The following is a 16,548-nucleotide window of genomic DNA, read 5'->3' on the forward strand; positions in this document are numbered from 1 at the left end:
AGGTAACGCAACAGCATGCTTGCACATGTTGCAATGGCTTGAGGGTGAACGCTATGGTGGAGGCATCCGGGAACACGAAGGAGATCGCGATGCCGGGAGGCAGGCTCACCCAGCAGGACCGTCAGCAGATCGCGCTTGGGCTGGCCGACGGCCTCGCCTACGCGGAGATCGCCAGGGGTCTCGACCGCCCCACCTCCACGATCACGCGTGAGGTGATGCGCAACGGCGGCCCCACCGCCTACCGCGCCGAGCTGGCCCACCGCGCCACCGAGCGCCGCGCCCACCGGCGTACGCAGGCCACGCCCCCAGGGCCGCAGGCGTCCCCCCAACCCCATGGGCGCGACGCCGAGGCCGTGCGCGAGTACGAGGAGACGCTCACCACCGTCTTCATGCAGTCGGGCCTGCCCAAAATGATGGCCCGGGTGCTGGCCTGCCTCTACACCACCGACGCCGGCAGCCTCACCACCGCGGAGCTCGTCCAGCGCCTCCAGGTCAGCCCGGCGTCCATCTCCAAGGCGATCACGTTCCTGGAGAGCCAGGACCTGGTTCGCCGCCGCCGCGACGAACGCCGCCGCGAGCGCTACGTCGTCGACGACGAGCTCTGGTACCAGTCGATGATCGCCAGTGCCAAGGCCAACAACCGGGTCGTGGAGACCGCACGGCAGGGCGTCGGCGTCCTGGGCCCCGGCAGCCCGGCCGCCACCCGCCTGGAGAACATCGCCCGGTTCCTGGACTTCGTCACCGAGACCCTCATCCGCGCCGCCGACCAGGCCCGCGAGGTCCTCCACACCAAACCCGAAGCGCCCGAGCCCGACGATCGCTGATCAGAGGCCCGCTGGGCGACATCGCGGGGTCTGTTGTGTCGCCTGTGGTGCGTGTACGGGTGGGTTGGCAGTCGTGCTGGACTTCCCATGGGCATGCGGGGTGGGGCTCTGATCTCTGGCGTGCGGGCTTTCCTGTGCCGCCTGTGTCGGATGGGCGCGAGCTGGGTGGGCAGCCGTGCTGGACTCCCCACGGGCATGCGGGGTGGGGTCCTATGGATCCGCCGGCGACGCCTGGGCCGTATCAGATGATGCCCGTTCGTCTTCCTTCAGGCATCTGGCCAGGCGGTGACTTGGAACCAGACGGACTTGCCGTAGGGGTGGAGGTTCCAGCCCCATTTGTGCGACAGGCTCTCCACGATCGCGAGTCCCCGGCCGGAGGTCTCCATGGAGCCGGCGCTTCTCAGCTCCGGAATCGCGATGCACGAGTCGTACACGTCCACGGTCATCAGTTCCCCGTCGCGGCCGACGGCGATTCGCACGGTGGCCGGTGCGGTGGCCGGTGCGGCGAGATTCACCGCGCCGTGCGTGAGCGCGTTGGTGACGACCTCGGACGCCAGCAGTTCCGCGATTTCCGGCGTCTCTTCGGCCGCGCACCAGTCGAGGGCGACGTCCCGGACGAACCGTCGCGCGGAGGCGACGCATTTGCGGTCGCGCGGTATCCATTTCTGCCCCAGCAGAGCCACGGGTCCACCGGGCTCGTGAGCGTATTCACATGACGTTCTGCCGGCCTCTACCGCCCCTGACATGATCTTTCTCCTCGCTGCGGAATTCGTATGCCAAGGGTGCCGAATGGTGACTACGCTCGGTAGGCGAACGGTTACCAGTCCGCCGGTTTGAAGGTCGGCGGCCGTTCCTTGAATCTTCGCGATTGGGGGCACGATGGTGGATCGGTACACACCTCAGGCCATCTGGGGCAGAGAGCTACGGCACTACCGTCAGGCGGCGGGGCTCACCCAGGCGCAGCTCTCCCAGAAGATCCATTTCAGCGAGTCGCTCATCAGCGGCGTAGAGACCGGCCAACTCCCCGCCAGCCCCGAGTTCGCCCAGTCCTGCGACACCACCCTCACCACCGCCGGAGCCCTCTCCCGCCTCCTGGACTGGAGAAAGGGCCAGGTCTTCCCTGCGTGGTTCGGGCAGTGGCATGACAAGGAGCGAGTCGCCACTGCTCTGCATGCGTATGAGCCGATCCTGATCCCCGGCCTGCTGCAAACCCCTGAGTACGCCTTCGAGGTGCTCTGTGGTGATGAAGCGGCTGTACGGGCTCGCATTGAGCGTCAGGAGATCCTTACGCGTGAGGATCCCGCGCCCCCTCTATATCGGTGCATCATCGACGAGGGAGTGCTGCACCGACTGATCGGCTCTCCCAAGCTCATGCGCGACCAACTGCAATACCTGGCCTCAATGGTTACATCCCGTATCAGTGTCCAGGTCGTACCGCTCGGTGGTATGAATGCTGGGCTGCTCGCTGGGTTCATGCTCGCTACTTTGCAAGGAGCAGACGAGGTAGCTTATTTGGACACCGCTGTGCGTGGAGTGGTGACCGCCGATTCGGACGACGTTGCGGCCGCCGTCCGAAAGTTCGAGGCCATTCGAATCGAAGCACTGCCGCTGCAGATGTCGCTAGATCTCATCAGGAGAACAGCGGAGGAACAATGGACCTAGATCGCGTCAAATGGCAGAAGTCCAGCTACACGGGTAACAACGGAGGTAACTGCGTTGAGGTCGCGCAGTCGCTGAAACTGATCGCCGTCCGAGACTCCAAGCGTCCCGATGGCCCCAAGCTGTTCTTCACGCCGGGTGAGTGGAACACCTTCATCGGCGATGTCAAGGCCGGGCGGTTCGATCAGGCGTAGTCACAGGTGACTTGGTCGCCTGAGATCATGCTCGGGCGACCAAGATCTCAAATGGGCGCAGCCACTCTAGTATCGCCGGTCACAACCACAACACGGCTACTCACGTTCAGTGACGGACTCTTGAGGTGAGCGAGGGATCTTACAGCTGAAAGTTGACTGGCAGTGAGGTCTCTGACCTGCGGCGACGAGTTAACGATTCGAGAAGACCAGTCAAACCGCACCACGGCGGCACGAACCCTCCGTAGGATCAGTACCGAACTGTGACCACAGACTGGAATCCTGATACGCCCTGGTACACCGGTCGCCGCCGCCGCTGGAATGGAGAAGTACGTGCTGAAGTCGCAAGCACGCCGCCGCATCGCCACCAAGGCAGCTGTAGGTGCAACTATCGGTGCTGGCGTTCTACTGGGCGGAGTCCCTGCGATTGCTGCACTTACCGCCGTTGATGTGACCTACAGCTGTACCTCTACAGTGCCCGGGGTCGGTACCAGTACGCACAAGTTCAGCCTCGAACTGGTGACGCCACCTCCAGTTACGCGAGGTGCTACCGCCACGATCACGTGGAATGTTCTTCAACCGGCAGCCGCTCAGGGGGAGCCTCTGCCAGCGCTGAGCGACCTTCCTGCGGCTGCTTTGAACAAGGTCGTGCTGGAGGGGGAAGCGGTCGTATCAGGTACCCCGATCGCGGTGCCGAGCGCGACGAAGACGGCTGTAGGAACTGTCGCGCCTGCGACGGAGGTTGCTTCCAGGGCGGCTCTTCCTCTGCCAACCATGGTCATGACGGTGGTGCCTACGGCTACCGGAACTATGGGCATCAGGCCAGACAAACTGACCGTCAAGGTGATTCCGACGGCTCTTCCTGCTACTACGGCTACTTGGTACAGCTGTACCGTTGCGACCCCTACTGAGGCAGCGGCAGCAGCTATCACGTTCTCTGTTGCGTCTGCCACGGCGTCGCCATCACCGTCCCCCACGGATACGGACTACTACAACACTCCGACACCTACTCCGACACCGACGAGGGCGACTCCTACTCCTCGGCAGACGCACACTGTCTTCGAGACGGTGACGCACTCGCCGAGGAATCCTCAGCAGGTGACCAAGAAGCCGGTGGCCGGGGCGGCGACCGGTGGAGGCGGGGACGCGGGTCCTGACGGGCGGACGTTCGTGCTGGTGGGCACCTCGCTGGTCGCGGCGGCCGGAGTGGGTGGGTTGTTCCTGCGGCGGCGTCGTCCGCAGCACGACTGATCGGAGGCGCTCGGGGTGACGATGCCTCCGGAATACCCGTACCAGGACGGTCAGGGCGTCCAGCAGCCCGGCCACCCGTACGCCCAGCAGGTCTACTACCAGTACGCCGGGCCCGGCGGCGCGTACCAGGAGCCCGAGCGGGCCGATCGCGGGCAGATGATGCGGGCCGTGCTCATCCTGGCCGCCGTCGCCGGAGTGGTGACGGTCGTGGCCGGCCTGCTGCTGATGATCAGCTCGCCGGAGGAGTACAACCTCACGGACGCGCGCACCCCCCTGAAGCTCCAGGCGCAGCCCCCGGCCGGGGCGTTCGCCCCCTCGGTCGGCCCGGGCGGTCCCGGGCAGCCGTTGACGCAGGCGGACCCGACGGCGCCGCCTCCCGCTCCGCCGCTGCCGGCGGCTCCGGCGATGCAGCCGTCCACGCCCAGGCGCCTGATCATCAAGAAGCTCGGCATCAACGCGCCCATCCAGTCGGTGGGCACGGACAAGAAGGGCGCCATCCAGACCCCGCCGATCAACAACCCGAACCTGGTCGGCTGGTACCGGTACGGGCCGACGCCGGGTCAGGCGGGCCCCGCCGTGATGCTGGGCCACAAGGACACGGTGTCGCGCAGCGCCGTGTTCGCCCGGCTGCGTGAGCTCCAGTACGGGGACACGATCGAGGTCACCCGCATGGACGGCACGGTCGCGATCTTCACCGTCGGCGGCATCGAGCAGGCCGCGAAGGAGACCTTCCCCACCAACCGCGTGTACGGGAACGCCGACGCGGCGGAACTGCGGCTGATCACCTGCGGCGGAAGCTACAACCACATCACCGGCCACTATGTGGACAACGTCATCGTGTACGCCAGGATGACCAGCACGCGCAGGGCGTCTTCGCGCGGCTGACCTGCGCGTCCGTCCGCTCCCGTCCACGGCCGGGGAGGGCGGACGGTGACCTGGCCCTCCCGTCCACGGAGGATTATTCTGTTGTAACCTCGGATAGACCGAACATTGCTCGGTTTCATGTGGTGGGACGGAACCCAGGAGGCACTGTGGCAGAGGCGTACATCGTCGGGGCGGTCCGTACCCCGGTCGGCAAGAAGAAGGGCGGCCTGTCCACCGTCCACCCCGTCGACCTGGCCGCCCACACCCTCAAGGCACTGGTCGAGCGCACCGGCGTGGACCCCTCCGCCGTCGAAGACGTGATCATGGGCTGCGTCATGCAGTTCGGCCCGCAGAGCATGGACATCGCGCGCAACGCGTGGCTGTCGGCGGGCCTGCCCGAGAGCGTCGCGGGCGTCACGATCGACCGGCAGTGCGGCTCCTCGCAGCAGTCGATCCACTTCGCCGCCCAGGGCGTCATGTCCGGCACCCAGGACCTGGTCGTCGCCGCCGGCGTCGAGTCCATGAGCATCGTCCCCATGGGGTCGAGCATCACCGCCGCGCTGGAGAAGGGCATGCCCTTCCCGTTCGGCGAGATGTGGGTCGAGCGGTACGGCAAGCAGGAGATCTCGCAGTTCCGCGGCGCCGAGCTGATGTGCGAGAAGTGGGGTCTCAAGCGCGACGAGCTCGAACGGTACGCCTACGAGAGCCACCAGCGCGCCGCCAAGGCCATCGCCAACGGCCACTTCAAGGACCAGATCGTCCCGGTCAACGGCGTCGAGGACGACGAGGGGCCGCGGCCGGACACCACGCTGGAGAAGATGGCCGGGCTCAAGACGCTGCGCGACGGCGGCCAGATCACCGCGGCCACCTCCTCGCAGATCTCCGACGGCTCGGGCGCGGTGCTCGTCGCCTCCGAGCAGGCGGTCAGGGACCACGGCCTGACGCCCCGGGCCCGCATCACGACGCTGGCCCTCACCGGCGACGACCCGGTGTACATGCTCACCGCGCCGATCCCGGCGACGCGCAGGGCGCTGGAGAAGGCCGGGCTGTCGATCGACGACATCGACGTCATCGAGATCAACGAGGCGTTCGCCCCGGTGCCGCTGGCGTGGCTGAAGGAGATCGGCGCCGACCCGGCCAGGACGAACCCCAACGGCGGCGCCATCGCCCTCGGCCACCCGCTCGGCGGCACCGGCGCCATCCTGATGACCAAGCTGCTGCACGAGCTGGAGCGCACGGGCGGGCGGTACGGCCTGCAGACCATGTGCGAGGGCGGCGGCCAGGCCAACGTCACCATCATCGAACGGCTCTGAGCGCACCCGCGCGAGACGACGGCGGTGTGCCGCTTCCGGTGACACGGACGCGGGACACCGCCGTTTCGCGTGCTCCGGGGAAGACGCATCGGCTTCCACATCCGGCACGGCGCGGGGTACGGCCCGGCCCCCGTGGCCGGGCCGTACCAGGTGGTCTCAGGCCGGGATCAACTGCCACTGCTGGTTGACGCCGCCGTTGGCCGTCCACTGCACGACCTGGGCGCCGTCGGAGGTCGACGCGCCGTACACGTCCGCCAGCAGCCCGTTGCCGTAGTTGGCGATCGTGTAATAGCCGTCGCCGGTGGACCGCAGGTACCACAGTTGGTTGGCGCCGCCGTTGGCGGTCCACTGCTGCAGTTGCAGCCCCTGGGTCGTGCTGCCGCCGTTGACGTCGAGGACCTTGCCGGTGGGGACGTAGCGCAGGGTGTACGCGCCGCCCTGACCGCTGGTGACGGTCCATGCGGCGGAGCCGGTCTGCTGCACGGCCTTGGCGCCGTCGGCGGACGAGTTACCGGCCACGGCGAGCGGCTTGCCGCTGTTGCGGTTGACGATGCGGTAGGTCGCGCCGGACACCGGGCCGCTGGAACCGGATCCGAGGTTGAAGTACTCGATCGCGTCGGTGAACGTCGTGGCGCCCGACTTGGTGGTCGTCAGCACCAGGTACACCCGTGAGCCGCTCGCCGGTGTGGTGAAGGTGACCGGGTGGGTGACCCGCGAGCCGAGCGGGATGTTCAGCGTGGTCTGCCCCGACGCGATCACGGTGCCGTCGGGGCGGTCGAGCCGTGCGGACCAGGAGAATGCGACGGAGGTGTCGCGCAGGTCGTCGTTGAAGACGGTGATGTCGCGGGTCACGGAGGCGTTGGAGGCGTAGGTGTTCACGGCCTGCGGCAGCGGGAAGGTCCCGTTGGCGTCGGAGGCACCGGACGCCGACCAGTAGGGCAGGTCGATCGCGGCGACCGGGTTGAACGCGGCTTGGACGCGCTGGACCTGGGGGTTGCTCCACGGGTCGGACAGGTTGTCCGCGCCGTAGAGCGGATGGCCGCCTTCCTCGGGCACGAAGTCCGTGGTGCGCACGCCGGGCACGAAACCGGCCCATGCCGACAGCAGGGTGTACGGGCGCAGGTCGGCGGCGTCCTTGCCGCGCTTGGCGGCCGTCGCCGTGGCGAACCACATGAAGCCCTGCTTGGTGTTGCACTTGTTCCAGACGTACTCGCCCTCGCCGTCGGGCCGGCCCGTCACGGTGGCCACCCGCTCGCCGTACTGTCCGACGCCGTCGAGGTAGTGCGCGAAGACCGCGAAGTTGGCGTACCTCATGTTCGGGTACCGACTGGGCGAGTCGGCGCCGGGCGCGGCGTCGAGGCTGACCGGGCGGGTGCCGTCGTTGCCGTTCATCGCCGCGTAGAGATCCTGCTCGAACTGCTCGGAGTCATTGCCGAAGGTCGGTTCGTTGGCCTGGCTCCAGCGGATGACGGCAGGATGGTTGCGGTCCCGCAAGGTGAGTGCACGGGCGTGGGCCACCATGTTGTCGTGCCCCGCGACGAAGTCCTGCGCGCTGCCGCGGATGCCGGTCTCGTCGATGATCATCAGGCCCATCTCGTCGGCCACGTCGAGCATGTAGGGGCTGGCCGGTTCCTGGTGGATGCGCGCCACGTTGTAGTTGAGCCGCTGGTAGTTGTCCACGGCCTGCGGCCAGCCGCCGTTGCCCGCCGAAGGCGGCAGGAAGCCGGGCAGCGTGTCGTAGGCGTCGCCCTTGCCTCCGTTGTTGACCCGGTCGTAGTCCGCACCCTGCAGATTGTCACCGCGGAAGTTCACCCGGACGCCGTTGATGTAGTAGTACTCGCCGCTCTGGGTGGTCTCCCGGAACCCGAACCGGTAGGTCGCGTCACTTGTCCGGCCGTCGTCGGCCGCCGCGTGAACCTTGAGGCGGTGAAGCTGGGCTCGGTACCCCGGCCGATAGGGGACGTTCGGCCACCAGTAGGAGGTGGTGCCGAGGTTCCACGCGAGGGAGTCGACCGTGACCTTGGCCGTCGACCGCGCCCCCACGGTCACGGTGCGGGCCGGCGGCGCCGGGTAACTGAAGGTCCCGCCGCCGTCCGACGACAACTCGCCGGTCACCGTCACCGATCGGGCGCTGCTCGAGGTGTTGGTCACCCACACGTCGTAGCCGAGTGTCTGGTTCGCCACCGACGTGCGAATGAAGGTGTCACTGACGTACACGGCCGGATACACCCGCAGGAAGGCGGAGCGGTAGATGCCCTGAGGGACCGCCTCGGACCAGTCGGCGGCCACGGGTACGACGTACTTGCCGTTCGCCGAGTTCTTCAGCGCGCCGCGGCCCTTCACGTCGACGGTGATCGTGTGAGTGGTCCCCGGGGCGGCGTAGGCGCTGATGTCGAACTTCGACGGGGTGAAGGCCGTGGTCTGCGTCGCGACCACCCGGCCGTCCACCGACAAGGTCGCCTGGTGGTTCACGGCGCCGAACTCGATCCACGCCGACTGCGGCTGTCCCGAGTCCGGCACCGTCACCGTCCGCGAGTACACCGCCTGGGACACATCGGTGAACCCCTGCTTGTACCAGCCGCCTCCGGGCACCTTGATCGACGTCGTCGACCGGCCCGCCGGGGTGAAGCTCCACGTCCCGGCGAGATCGACCGAGGCGATCGCGGCATTGCCCGCGGTGACGCCGTCGATGTCCCCGGGGACGGCGGCGACCGTCGCACCGGGCTCGGACGGCGCGGACCGCTGTGCCGCCACAGCCGGCTGGGCTCCCATCATCGCGACCAGGAGCCCCGCCATCACGGCCGGCCACCTGCCCGCCGAACGTCGAGGACGGGAGGAGGGATCGCTCCGCTTCATGGGTGATCCTTTCGGGGGATGTCCGTGCGGCGCAGCTCTCGGTCCGCCCGCCGCCCGCGACGCCACATGGCCGCGGCGTGGTAGGACATCACACGTAATACCTAAGGTTCCTCCCGTCAAGGCTTATGGTTGCACTGAGATGGGATGTCTCCGGTTCGTGCGGCTTCACCATGGCCACGTCAGATGCCGCAGCACCGGCATGATGCAACTTTCAGATCGCATCGGATGCCCCGACATGGGATGTATCCGCGAGTTCGCGATTGGCGCGGTTGAGACGGCGGTGTCCCACCCTCGGGAAGGTGGGGGCGGGACACCGCCGTATTCCGGGGCTCCGGGAAGGGGAGACCCCGGCGAGCCGCCGCCTGGCGGCGTCAGCGGCCCTTCGGCTGTCGCCGAGGCGGCGTGACGCGCCGTACGGGCGCCGGCGGCACCGGAATCCGGCGTGGGGCCGGAGGCAGGTGCCGTTCGGGCTGCGAAGAGCCCGGCTGGGCGTCCGGCAGGATCAGCGGCGGGGGAAAGATCGGCTGATGAAGGTCCGGCGTCACGGGCGGCAGGTCGCTCGCCGTGAGCAGACTCTTCGAGGTCGTGGCGGCCTTGCCGCTCTTGGGGTGGCCATTGCGCGCGGGCATGCACGTCTCCTTACGAATGACGACGCGGCAGGTATTCATGCCGGTCGGAGCCTCAGCCGCCGCGTCAGGATGGACGGGACCAGAAAGCTGAGTGCGGAGCGATCAGGCAGCGTGCCCGATCGGCGCCGTCAGTAAGGAAAAATGCGCATACCCCGACAGTACGGACTCCTCCGGTACCCGACAACCGATTTATGACCTGCGACGGAGCGGCCGAGCGGGTCCGGAGGGCGGGGGCGGCAGCACTGCTCGGGGCGAAGGCTGTGGGGCCTCGTACATGGTCGACAGGTCGGGGAGCACCACGCGGACGAGCGTGCCCTGGCCGGGGAGCGAGCGCAGCGTCGCCTGGCCGCCGTGGGCGGTGGCGATGGCCTGCACGATGGCCAGGCCCAGCCCGCTGCCGTCGCTGCAGGCCGAGTGGTGGAACCGGTCGAAGGCGAGAGTGGCGTGCTCCGGCGACATCCCCGGTCCGTCGTCGCTCACCTCCAGGACGGCGGGAGGCGTCAGCCGTACGGTTGCGACCGTCCCGGGCGGGGTGTGCGCGCGGACGTTGGCCAGCAGGTTGACCAGCACCTGGCGGATCCGTGCCTCGTCCACGACGGCGACCAGCCGGCCCGGCGCCTCGACGGTCACCGGGTGGTCGGGGTCCAGCGCGGTGAAGTCGTCGGCCACCTCGGCGGCGACCGCGGTCAGGTCCACCGGCGCCATGGTCAGCGGCGCGCCCTTGTCCAGGCGGGCCAGTTCCAGCAGCTCGGAGACCAGCCGGGTCATGCGCGCCGCCTCGTCCTCGATGCGGCGCATCACCTGCGGCACCTCCTCCGCGGGGATGGCGCCCTGCCGGTACAGCTCGGCGTACCCGTGGATGGTGGTCAGCGGGTTGCGCAACTCGTGCGAGGCGTCGGCGGCGAAGCGCCGCACCCGCTCCTCCGAGGCCCAGCGCGCCGCGAACGCGTCCTGGATGCGGGTCAGCATGAGGTTGATGGTCGAGCCGAGCCGCCCGGCCTCCGACCGGCCCTCGGGCATGCGCGCCGACAGGTCGCCGCCCTCGGCGACGAGCTGCGCCGTCGTGGCCATGCGGGACAACGGCGCGAGCCCCCTGCCGATCAGCGACCTGCCGAGCAGGGCGAGCAGCGCGAGCAGCACGACCCCGGTGACCAGCTCGGTGACCACCAGACGGCGGACCGCGTCCTCGACCTCGTCCAGCGGCACGGCGACGACCACGACCCGGTTGCCGACCGTCATCCGCGCCGCCGCGGCGCGCAGCCGGTCGGTCAGGGCGAACGGGCGGCCACTGTCGGCCAACTGCTGCAACCGGGCCCCGCCCATCCGTTCCAGCATCTCGGGGACGTGCACCGCCTCCGGGTCGTCGCCGGCCAGCAGCCGTCCCCGGTCGGTGGTGAGGTTCAGCAGGGCCACCGCGGAGGTCGGACTGGCGTTGACCAGCGCGATGTTGGACGCCCGCACCAGGCGGGCGGCCGAGGCCGTGGCGGCGGCGGCGAGCGTCGCGTCCGTGCGGTCGAGCAGGTGGCCGCGCAGCACCAGCACACTGACGACCGACAGCGCCGCCAGCCCCACCGCGGTCACCGACAGCAGCCCGGCGAGGAGTCGTCCCCGCAGCGTCTCCGCGGGCCACCTCACCGGCCGGCGGGAGGAGGCTTCGCGGGCGGACGCCGGGCGCGAGCTCACCGGCTCAGCCGTCGGAGGCCGGACGCAGGGCGTAGCCCACGCCCCGCTGGGTGTGGATCAGCGGCGGGCCCAGCGGGTCGAGCTTGCGCCGCAGGTAGGAGACGTAGGTCTCCACCACTTGCGACTGGGTGCCGAACCCCCACACGTTCTCCAGCAACTGCGCCTTGGTGAGCACCTGGCCGGGGTGGCGCATCAGGAACGCGAGGAGGCGGAACTCGGTGGGGGACAGCTCGACCAGCGTGCCACCCCGCCGGACCTCCCAGCGCGCCTCGTCCAGCTCCAGATCGGCCACGGTCAGGACGGCGTGCTCGGCCGCCAGGGACCCGGATCCGGACCCCGACCCGCCGCGGCCGCCGCCCCGCCGCAACACCGCGCGCGCCCGCGCCACCAGCGCCTCCACCGAGAACGGCTTGGTGACATAGTCGTCGCCGCCCAGCGTGAGACCGTGAACGGTGTCGGCCGGGGCGTCGCGCGCCGTCAGGAAGATGACCGGGACGTCATCGCCCTCGGCGCGCAACCGCCGGCACAGCTCGAAACCATCCAGATCGGGCAGCATCACGTCCAGCACGAGCAGGTCGGGCATGCCGGAGCGGGCGATCTCCAGCGCCTCGTGACCCCGGGCCGCGCTGACCACCTCGAACCCGTGGAAGCGCAGCGCCATCCCCACCAGGTCGCGGATGTTGCGCTCGTCGTCCACGACGAGGACCCGGGGCTTGTTCGTCTGGTCGCTCATCCGTCCTTCGGTCACTCCTGGGTCGGTCCGTCCTCGGTCCTTGGTCGGCCGGTGTGTGGTCGGGCGGACCTCGGTAGGTCCGTCCCCGGCCGGTCCGTCTGTGGTCGGACGGTCCTTGGTCGGTCAGTTTCTGGTCTTCTTGGGCACCACCACTCCCTGCGCCGTCCGGGCGTCGCCGTCGGGCCGGCCCAGGACGAAGACGCCGTCACCCGACGTCAGAGCGGAGGAAGCGGACTTCGCGCCATTCTTGCGAACTTTAGTATCCGTGGTCAGCGCCCATGTCCAGCTCGTCCCGTCGGCGCTCTTGACGGTGACCGAGCTCGCGGACGCCGCGGTGACCTCGCCCCGCTGCCAGGCGTAGGTGGCGTAGCCGCCACCGCGGGCGCGGACGGTGGCCTCGCCGTGCACGCCGATCAGGCCGCGGCGCAGGGCGGCGCGGAGCCGGGGGTGGTCCTTCGGGTCCTTGGCGAGGCCGGCTGCCTCGTCCGCGGCCGAGTCTGCTGACAGCAGCTCGTAGGGGACGCCCGTGCGCGCCTCGCTCGTCTGTGCGCCGCCCGCCTGCGGGTTGCCTGCCTGCCGCGCGAGGGCGACGCCGCCGAGCGCTCCGACCGACAGCGCGCCGGCCACCGCTCCGGCGACCAGTGTTCCGGTGAGATTCCTCATGATCCCAAGGACACCGGACACGGCTAGGAGAACGGCGAGGAATCCCTGGGATATCCCGGTGAACGGACACGCCGCCACCGGGACCGGCGGGCTACTTCTGCGGGACGCGGGCCACGCAGAAGACCGTCTGGCCGAACGGCGGGCGGATGAAACGCTCGATGAAACGGGTCGTCGGCACCACGGTGCGGTCGTAGATCTTGACCAGCCGCGGGTCGGGATAGCCGACGCCGCCGCGTCGCACGGCCGCCCACCAGGCCAGGCCGCCGAGGAAGTTGATCGGCTTGAGCACGTCGGCCTTCAGCCCGGCCTCGGCGACCGTCTTGCCCAGCGTCGCCGGGGTGTACCGGGTGACGTGGCCGACCTTGCGGTCGAAGTCCCCATAAAGCTGCATGTAGCCGGGCACCCAGATGACGATGCGGCCGCCCGGCTGGGTGACCCTGGCCAGCGACCGCAGGGCCTCGACGTCCTCCTCGATGTGCTCAAGGACGTTCATCAGGACCACGGTGTCCACCGGGTCGGCGAGGGGGATGTCGGTGGGCAGGCCGAACTGCAGCACCTCGATGTCGTCGCGCCCGTCGAACCGCTTGCCGAGCTGCTCGACGCAGTAGGGGTCGAAGTCGCTGACGACCAGACGGTCGAGGCGGGGGAGGAACTGCTCGGCGAAGTGGCCGAGGCCCGAACCGATCTCGAGCATGGACCTGCCGACGTGCGGGGCGACCATGTCGAACTCGTACTGCCGGTAGTTCTTCGCCTCGTCGCCACCGAGGTGGTTCTCCAAGGCCTCGTCACCGGCCGCAGGTTGCACCACGCGGTCATACCCAGACATGCGTCCCGCCCAGCTTCGCTCACGGAAAACCGCGGCCCCGAACGAGGCCACGGCTACGGATGTGGATCGAGTCTAGCCGCCCTGATCCGCGCCGGTCCCAACTTCCCGCCGAGCGCGACCGGAAACACTTGACGCGAGTCTTCCCATCCCTTTGCACGCAGACCTCCAGGAAACTACCTTTTGTCGCGCAAGGATCTTCCAAGGAGCCCGCGACGGACGACGACGAGGCGATAACCCGGTCCCTGGCCGGCGATCTCGCCGCCTACGAGGTGCTGGTCGCGCGCTACAGCGCGGTGGCGCATCGTACGGCTGCGCTCCTCGGCGCCGGCCAGGAAGCCGAGGACGTCGTCCAGGAGGCGTTCGTCAAGGCTTTCCGCCACCTCGCGACCTTCCGCCGCGACGCCGCGTTCAGGCCATGGTTGCTGCGCATCGTCGCCAACGAGACCCACACGATGACCCGGTCGCGCGGGCGCAGGGCCGAGCTCGTGCTCAAGGCCGGCGCGGAGCCCGACCTGCGCGTCCCCGACGACCCCGAGGGCGCCGCCATCGCCACCGACCGCCGGAGCAGGCTGCTGGAGGCCGTGCGCACGCTGCCCGACAGGGAACGCCAGGCCGTGGTCTGCCGGTACTTCCTGCAACTGTCGGAAGCGGAGACGGCGGAGGTCCTCGGCTGGCCGGTCGGCTCGGTGAAGTCCCGTACTTTCCGAGGACTGGCACGGCTGCGGAAGGAGGTGGGCGGTGAACTCTCCTGACGGTCCGAACGACAGCACGGACGACATTCCGAACGGCGACCCGGGCAGCGGCGCGAACGACGGCACAGGCGATGGTCGGAGCGGCGGCGCGGGCGGCGGTCTGGAGGCCGAGCTCCTGGCGCTCGGCGAAGCGCTGGACATGCCTGCCCCGCCTCCCGCCGACGTGGCCCGCTCCGTCCGCACCCGCCTCGAAGGGCTGACCACCGAGGATCCGGCCGCCCCTCCCGGCCGGTCGCCGGAACCTCGCGGGCCGGCCCACAGGTCCCGGTGGCGGTGGGTGGCCGCCGGTGTCGCGGTCGTCGTGGCGGCGCTGCTCGGGTTGACCCCTCAAGGGCAGGCCGCCGTCGCGCACGTCCTGAGGCTGGCCGGTGTGGAGATCCACGTCGGCGAGCCGGGGCCGCTGCCGTCCGGGGTGCCGTCCCCGCTGCCCGGCGAGCGGCGGATGACCCTCGACCGGGCCCGCGAGCTGGTCGCCTTCCCCGTCAGGGTGCCCGCGGATCTGGGCGAGCCGGACGACGTCCGCGTGAGCGACGACGGCCGGGTGCTGTCGCTCTTCTGGCCCGGGACGCGGCTGGACGCCTACGACGGCACGCTCGATGTGGTCTGGCGCAAGGACCTCCCCGGGCCGTTCCCCGAGCAGGTCACCGTAGGCGCCTCGCCCGGCTGGTGGGTCTCCGGCCCCCACGGGCTCACCTACATGCCCCGCGCCGGCGCCGGCTCCGAGCCGGTGCAACGCCGCGCCGCCTCCACCCTCATCTGGCAACAGGGCCAGACCGGCTATCGCCTGGAAGGCCCCGCGACCTCGGCCCAAGCCCTGAGAATCGCCACCTCCCTCCACTGAGCCATTTACCGCGGGCCACTTTTGGGGTGGTCCGTTATCGGGTTAATGGATGACCGATATTGCGCGGTAAGTGCGGGCGGGTGATATCTCCCGATCAGGTGCCCGGAGGCGGCGGGGGAAGGTCGGGGCCGGTGGTGCTGGGGGGTGAGGTGGGGCTGCCGGTCCGGGAGGACGGCGGGGGAGGGGGAGCCGTGGGGCCCGTCTGCGAGGGAGGGCTCTTCCTCGGCTTGGACGTGCGGGTCGGCTTGGCCGTCCGGGACGGCGCGGCGGTCGTGGTCGAGGCCTGAGGCCTCGCGGTCGGCCGTGCGGACCTCGCCGGAGGCGGGGGCAGGTCCGTCCCCCGGGGACGGGGAGTGGCCGTGGCCCGCTTGCGCGTCGGTGTGTGGTCGGCGGTGGGCGGCGGCGGGGGCGACTCCACGCCCATCGAGGGAGCGGAGGTGGACGCTCTCGGCGTCGACCGGCCGGAGGGCGTCTGGATCGCCGCCGGCGTGTCGGACCCTCCTCCGGAGGACTCCGGCCAGGCGAACCAGATGCCGGACCCGGCGGCCACCAGCAGCGTCAGCCCGACCACGATGGGGCCGCGCCGGTCGTTGCCGAGCCATCGGCGGATCGGCCCGTCGTCTCCGTCGTCCAGCTCCATCGAGGTCTCCCACGTGCGCCATCGGTCCGCGCGGGGACCGCTTCCAGCGGAATTCTTGGCATACGGCGGACGACGTCGCGGTGAAGAAGGTTCATCCCAGTTGTCTCGCACGTTGCTCAGTCTCCGGGGGCGGGGTTCCTCGTCGGTCACCCGACGCACATCGCGGCGGTCGTCCCTGCGTGTGCATTCAGGTGTGGGTTAAGACCGCAACGCAGTCAACAGAGTATAGAAGTTTGTTATGTGATGAAAGTGATATGAGCAGCTGGGGCGTCCTCCCGTATATTTCTGACTGCTTTGCCAGTACCAGATTTTCCATTTGCATCTATGTCAGGAGAGCGATCCCCGTGCTGAGGAGGGATGACCCCGCTGCGCTGGAGCGGCTCTGCCGCGAGTATGGAGATCATCTCTACGACTACTGCCAGTCATTGCTCGACGATGAGGACGCCCTCTCGGCGACGGTAGGAGCGTTGTACGGAGCGGTGGCGCACACCGACCGGCTCTACGACGCGACGCGGCTGCGCGCGTGGCTGTACTCGCTGGCCCGCGCCGAGTGCCAGGCACGCCTGGCCGGGGTGGCCCACAAGGGCTCCTACGCCCGGCAGGGACGCGGCGGGTCGCCCGAGCTGGGCGTGGAGGTGCTCGCCTGCCTGGAGCCGCGTGAGCGGGAGATCCTTGATCTGACGCTTCGCCATGGGTTGAAGTCCGACGAGGTGGCCCGGGTGCTGGACATCTCGGTGGAGTCGGTGGAGTCGGCGGCGCGTGCGGGGCGGCGTCATGCCGAGCAGTGGCTGGCGGCGGTCATGGACGCCCGGGGCGCCGAGCC

General features: G+C 69.4%; 17 protein-coding genes. 9 read left to right on the top strand and 8 right to left on the bottom strand.

Annotated elements, in window-relative coordinates:
• The first annotated feature begins 89 nt into the window (after positions 1–89).
• Complete coding sequence (locus ACFQSB_RS38655) at positions 90–824, top strand: GbsR/MarR family transcriptional regulator (protein ID WP_380832230.1); 735 nt, start codon at positions 90–92, stop codon at positions 822–824.
• A gap of 266 nt (positions 825–1,090) precedes the next feature.
• On the opposite strand, the gene ACFQSB_RS38660 is transcribed toward ACFQSB_RS38655, so the two are convergent.
• On the bottom strand, positions 1,091–1,507 hold the full coding sequence (locus tag ACFQSB_RS38660; RefSeq protein WP_380832201.1) for an ATP-binding protein: 417 nt from the start codon (positions 1,505–1,507) through the stop codon (positions 1,091–1,093).
• A gap of 196 nt (positions 1,508–1,703) precedes the next feature.
• On the opposite strand from ACFQSB_RS38660, the gene ACFQSB_RS38665 reads away from it, so the two are divergent.
• The 5 genes from ACFQSB_RS38665 to ACFQSB_RS38685 all read left to right on the top strand — a co-directional run bounded on the left by ACFQSB_RS38665 (position 1,704) and on the right by ACFQSB_RS38685 (position 6,102).
• Positions 1,704–2,486: a helix-turn-helix domain-containing protein gene (locus tag ACFQSB_RS38665; RefSeq protein WP_380832203.1), complete on the top strand. Its 783-nt coding sequence runs from the start codon at positions 1,704–1,706 to the stop codon at positions 2,484–2,486.
• Positions 2,477–2,677 carry a DUF397 domain-containing protein gene (locus ACFQSB_RS38670; protein WP_380832205.1) on the top strand — a complete coding sequence of 67 codons (201 nt, stop codon included), beginning with the start codon at positions 2,477–2,479 and terminating at the stop codon, positions 2,675–2,677. The genes ACFQSB_RS38665 and ACFQSB_RS38670 overlap by 10 nt, the downstream gene beginning before the upstream one ends.
• Positions 2,678–3,772: 1,095 nt before the next feature.
• A complete protein-coding gene (locus tag ACFQSB_RS38675; RefSeq protein WP_380832207.1) occupies positions 3,773–3,925 on the top strand; it encodes a hypothetical protein in 153 nt (50 codons plus the stop codon).
• Between the two features lie 21 nt (positions 3,926–3,946).
• Entirely contained in the window at positions 3,947–4,810 is an 864-nt protein-coding gene (locus tag ACFQSB_RS38680) for a class F sortase (RefSeq protein ID WP_380832232.1), read from the top strand.
• A gap of 146 nt (positions 4,811–4,956) precedes the next feature.
• Entirely contained in the window at positions 4,957–6,102 is a 1,146-nt protein-coding gene (locus ACFQSB_RS38685; protein ID WP_354853390.1) for an acetyl-CoA C-acetyltransferase, read from the top strand.
• A 156-nt stretch (positions 6,103–6,258) separates the two neighbouring features.
• On the opposite strand, the gene ACFQSB_RS38690 is transcribed toward ACFQSB_RS38685, so the two are convergent.
• The 6 genes from ACFQSB_RS38690 to ACFQSB_RS38715 form a co-directional block, all read right to left on the bottom strand.
• Complete coding sequence (locus ACFQSB_RS38690) at positions 6,259–8,958, bottom strand: RICIN domain-containing protein (RefSeq protein WP_380832209.1); 2,700 nt, start codon at positions 8,956–8,958, stop codon at positions 6,259–6,261.
• Positions 8,959–9,329: 371 nt separating this feature from the next.
• Positions 9,330–9,587 (bottom strand): hypothetical protein, encoded by a 258-nt coding sequence (locus tag ACFQSB_RS38695; protein ID WP_380832211.1) that lies wholly within the window; start codon positions 9,585–9,587, stop codon positions 9,330–9,332.
• Positions 9,588–9,776: 189 nt separating this feature from the next.
• Complete coding sequence (locus ACFQSB_RS38700) at positions 9,777–11,222, bottom strand: sensor histidine kinase (RefSeq protein WP_380832213.1); 1,446 nt, start codon at positions 11,220–11,222, stop codon at positions 9,777–9,779.
• Positions 11,223–11,274: 52 nt separating this feature from the next.
• On the bottom strand, positions 11,275–12,003 hold the full coding sequence (locus ACFQSB_RS38705) for a response regulator transcription factor (RefSeq protein ID WP_380832214.1): 729 nt from the start codon (positions 12,001–12,003) through the stop codon (positions 11,275–11,277).
• Positions 12,004–12,126: 123 nt separating this feature from the next.
• Entirely contained in the window at positions 12,127–12,666 is a 540-nt protein-coding gene (locus tag ACFQSB_RS38710) for a hypothetical protein (RefSeq protein WP_380832216.1), read from the bottom strand.
• A gap of 91 nt (positions 12,667–12,757) precedes the next feature.
• Positions 12,758–13,474: a class I SAM-dependent methyltransferase gene (locus ACFQSB_RS38715; protein WP_380832218.1), complete on the bottom strand. Its 717-nt coding sequence runs from the start codon at positions 13,472–13,474 to the stop codon at positions 12,758–12,760.
• A gap of 146 nt (positions 13,475–13,620) precedes the next feature.
• On the opposite strand from ACFQSB_RS38715, the gene ACFQSB_RS38720 reads away from it, so the two are divergent.
• A complete protein-coding gene (locus ACFQSB_RS38720) occupies positions 13,621–14,244 on the top strand; it encodes an RNA polymerase sigma factor (protein ID WP_380832220.1) in 624 nt (207 codons plus the stop codon).
• Positions 14,231–15,085: a hypothetical protein gene (locus tag ACFQSB_RS38725; RefSeq protein WP_380832222.1), complete on the top strand. Its 855-nt coding sequence runs from the start codon at positions 14,231–14,233 to the stop codon at positions 15,083–15,085. The genes ACFQSB_RS38720 and ACFQSB_RS38725 overlap by 14 nt, the downstream gene beginning before the upstream one ends.
• A gap of 94 nt (positions 15,086–15,179) precedes the next feature.
• Here ACFQSB_RS38725 and ACFQSB_RS38730 read toward each other — a convergent pair whose 3' ends face one another.
• Positions 15,180–15,725: a hypothetical protein gene (locus ACFQSB_RS38730; RefSeq protein WP_380832224.1), complete on the bottom strand. Its 546-nt coding sequence runs from the start codon at positions 15,723–15,725 to the stop codon at positions 15,180–15,182.
• A 344-nt stretch (positions 15,726–16,069) separates the two neighbouring features.
• Here ACFQSB_RS38730 and ACFQSB_RS38735 point away from each other — a divergent pair.
• Positions 16,070–16,548: RNA polymerase sigma factor (locus ACFQSB_RS38735; RefSeq protein WP_380832226.1), on the top strand; the 479-nt coding region annotated here is incomplete at its 3' end.

The organism is Sphaerisporangium rhizosphaerae, assembly GCF_042665155.1.
Lineage (GTDB): Bacteria > Actinomycetota > Actinomycetes > Streptosporangiales > Streptosporangiaceae > Sphaerisporangium > Sphaerisporangium rhizosphaerae.

Excerpts from the sequence above, each read along its gene's own strand:
- ACFQSB_RS38655 (WP_380832230.1), top strand. The coding sequence starts at position 90 with ATGCCGGGAGGCAGGCTCACCCAGCAGGACCGTCAGCAGATCGCGCTT.
- ACFQSB_RS38665 (WP_380832203.1), top strand. The coding sequence starts at position 1,704 with ATGGTGGATCGGTACACACCTCAGGCCATCTGGGGCAGAGAGCTACGG.
- ACFQSB_RS38670 (WP_380832205.1), top strand. The coding sequence starts at position 2,477 with ATGGACCTAGATCGCGTCAAATGGCAGAAGTCCAGCTACACGGGTAAC.
- ACFQSB_RS38680 (WP_380832232.1), top strand. The coding sequence starts at position 3,947 with ATGCCTCCGGAATACCCGTACCAGGACGGTCAGGGCGTCCAGCAGCCC.
- ACFQSB_RS38690 (WP_380832209.1), bottom strand. The coding sequence starts at position 8,958 with ATGAAGCGGAGCGATCCCTCCTCCCGTCCTCGACGTTCGGCGGGCAGG.
- ACFQSB_RS38695 (WP_380832211.1), bottom strand. The coding sequence starts at position 9,587 with ATGCCCGCGCGCAATGGCCACCCCAAGAGCGGCAAGGCCGCCACGACC.
- ACFQSB_RS38705 (WP_380832214.1), bottom strand. The coding sequence starts at position 12,003 with ATGAGCGACCAGACGAACAAGCCCCGGGTCCTCGTCGTGGACGACGAG.
- ACFQSB_RS38710 (WP_380832216.1), bottom strand. The coding sequence starts at position 12,666 with ATGAGGAATCTCACCGGAACACTGGTCGCCGGAGCGGTGGCCGGCGCG.
- ACFQSB_RS38730 (WP_380832224.1), bottom strand. The coding sequence starts at position 15,725 with ATGGAGCTGGACGACGGAGACGACGGGCCGATCCGCCGATGGCTCGGC.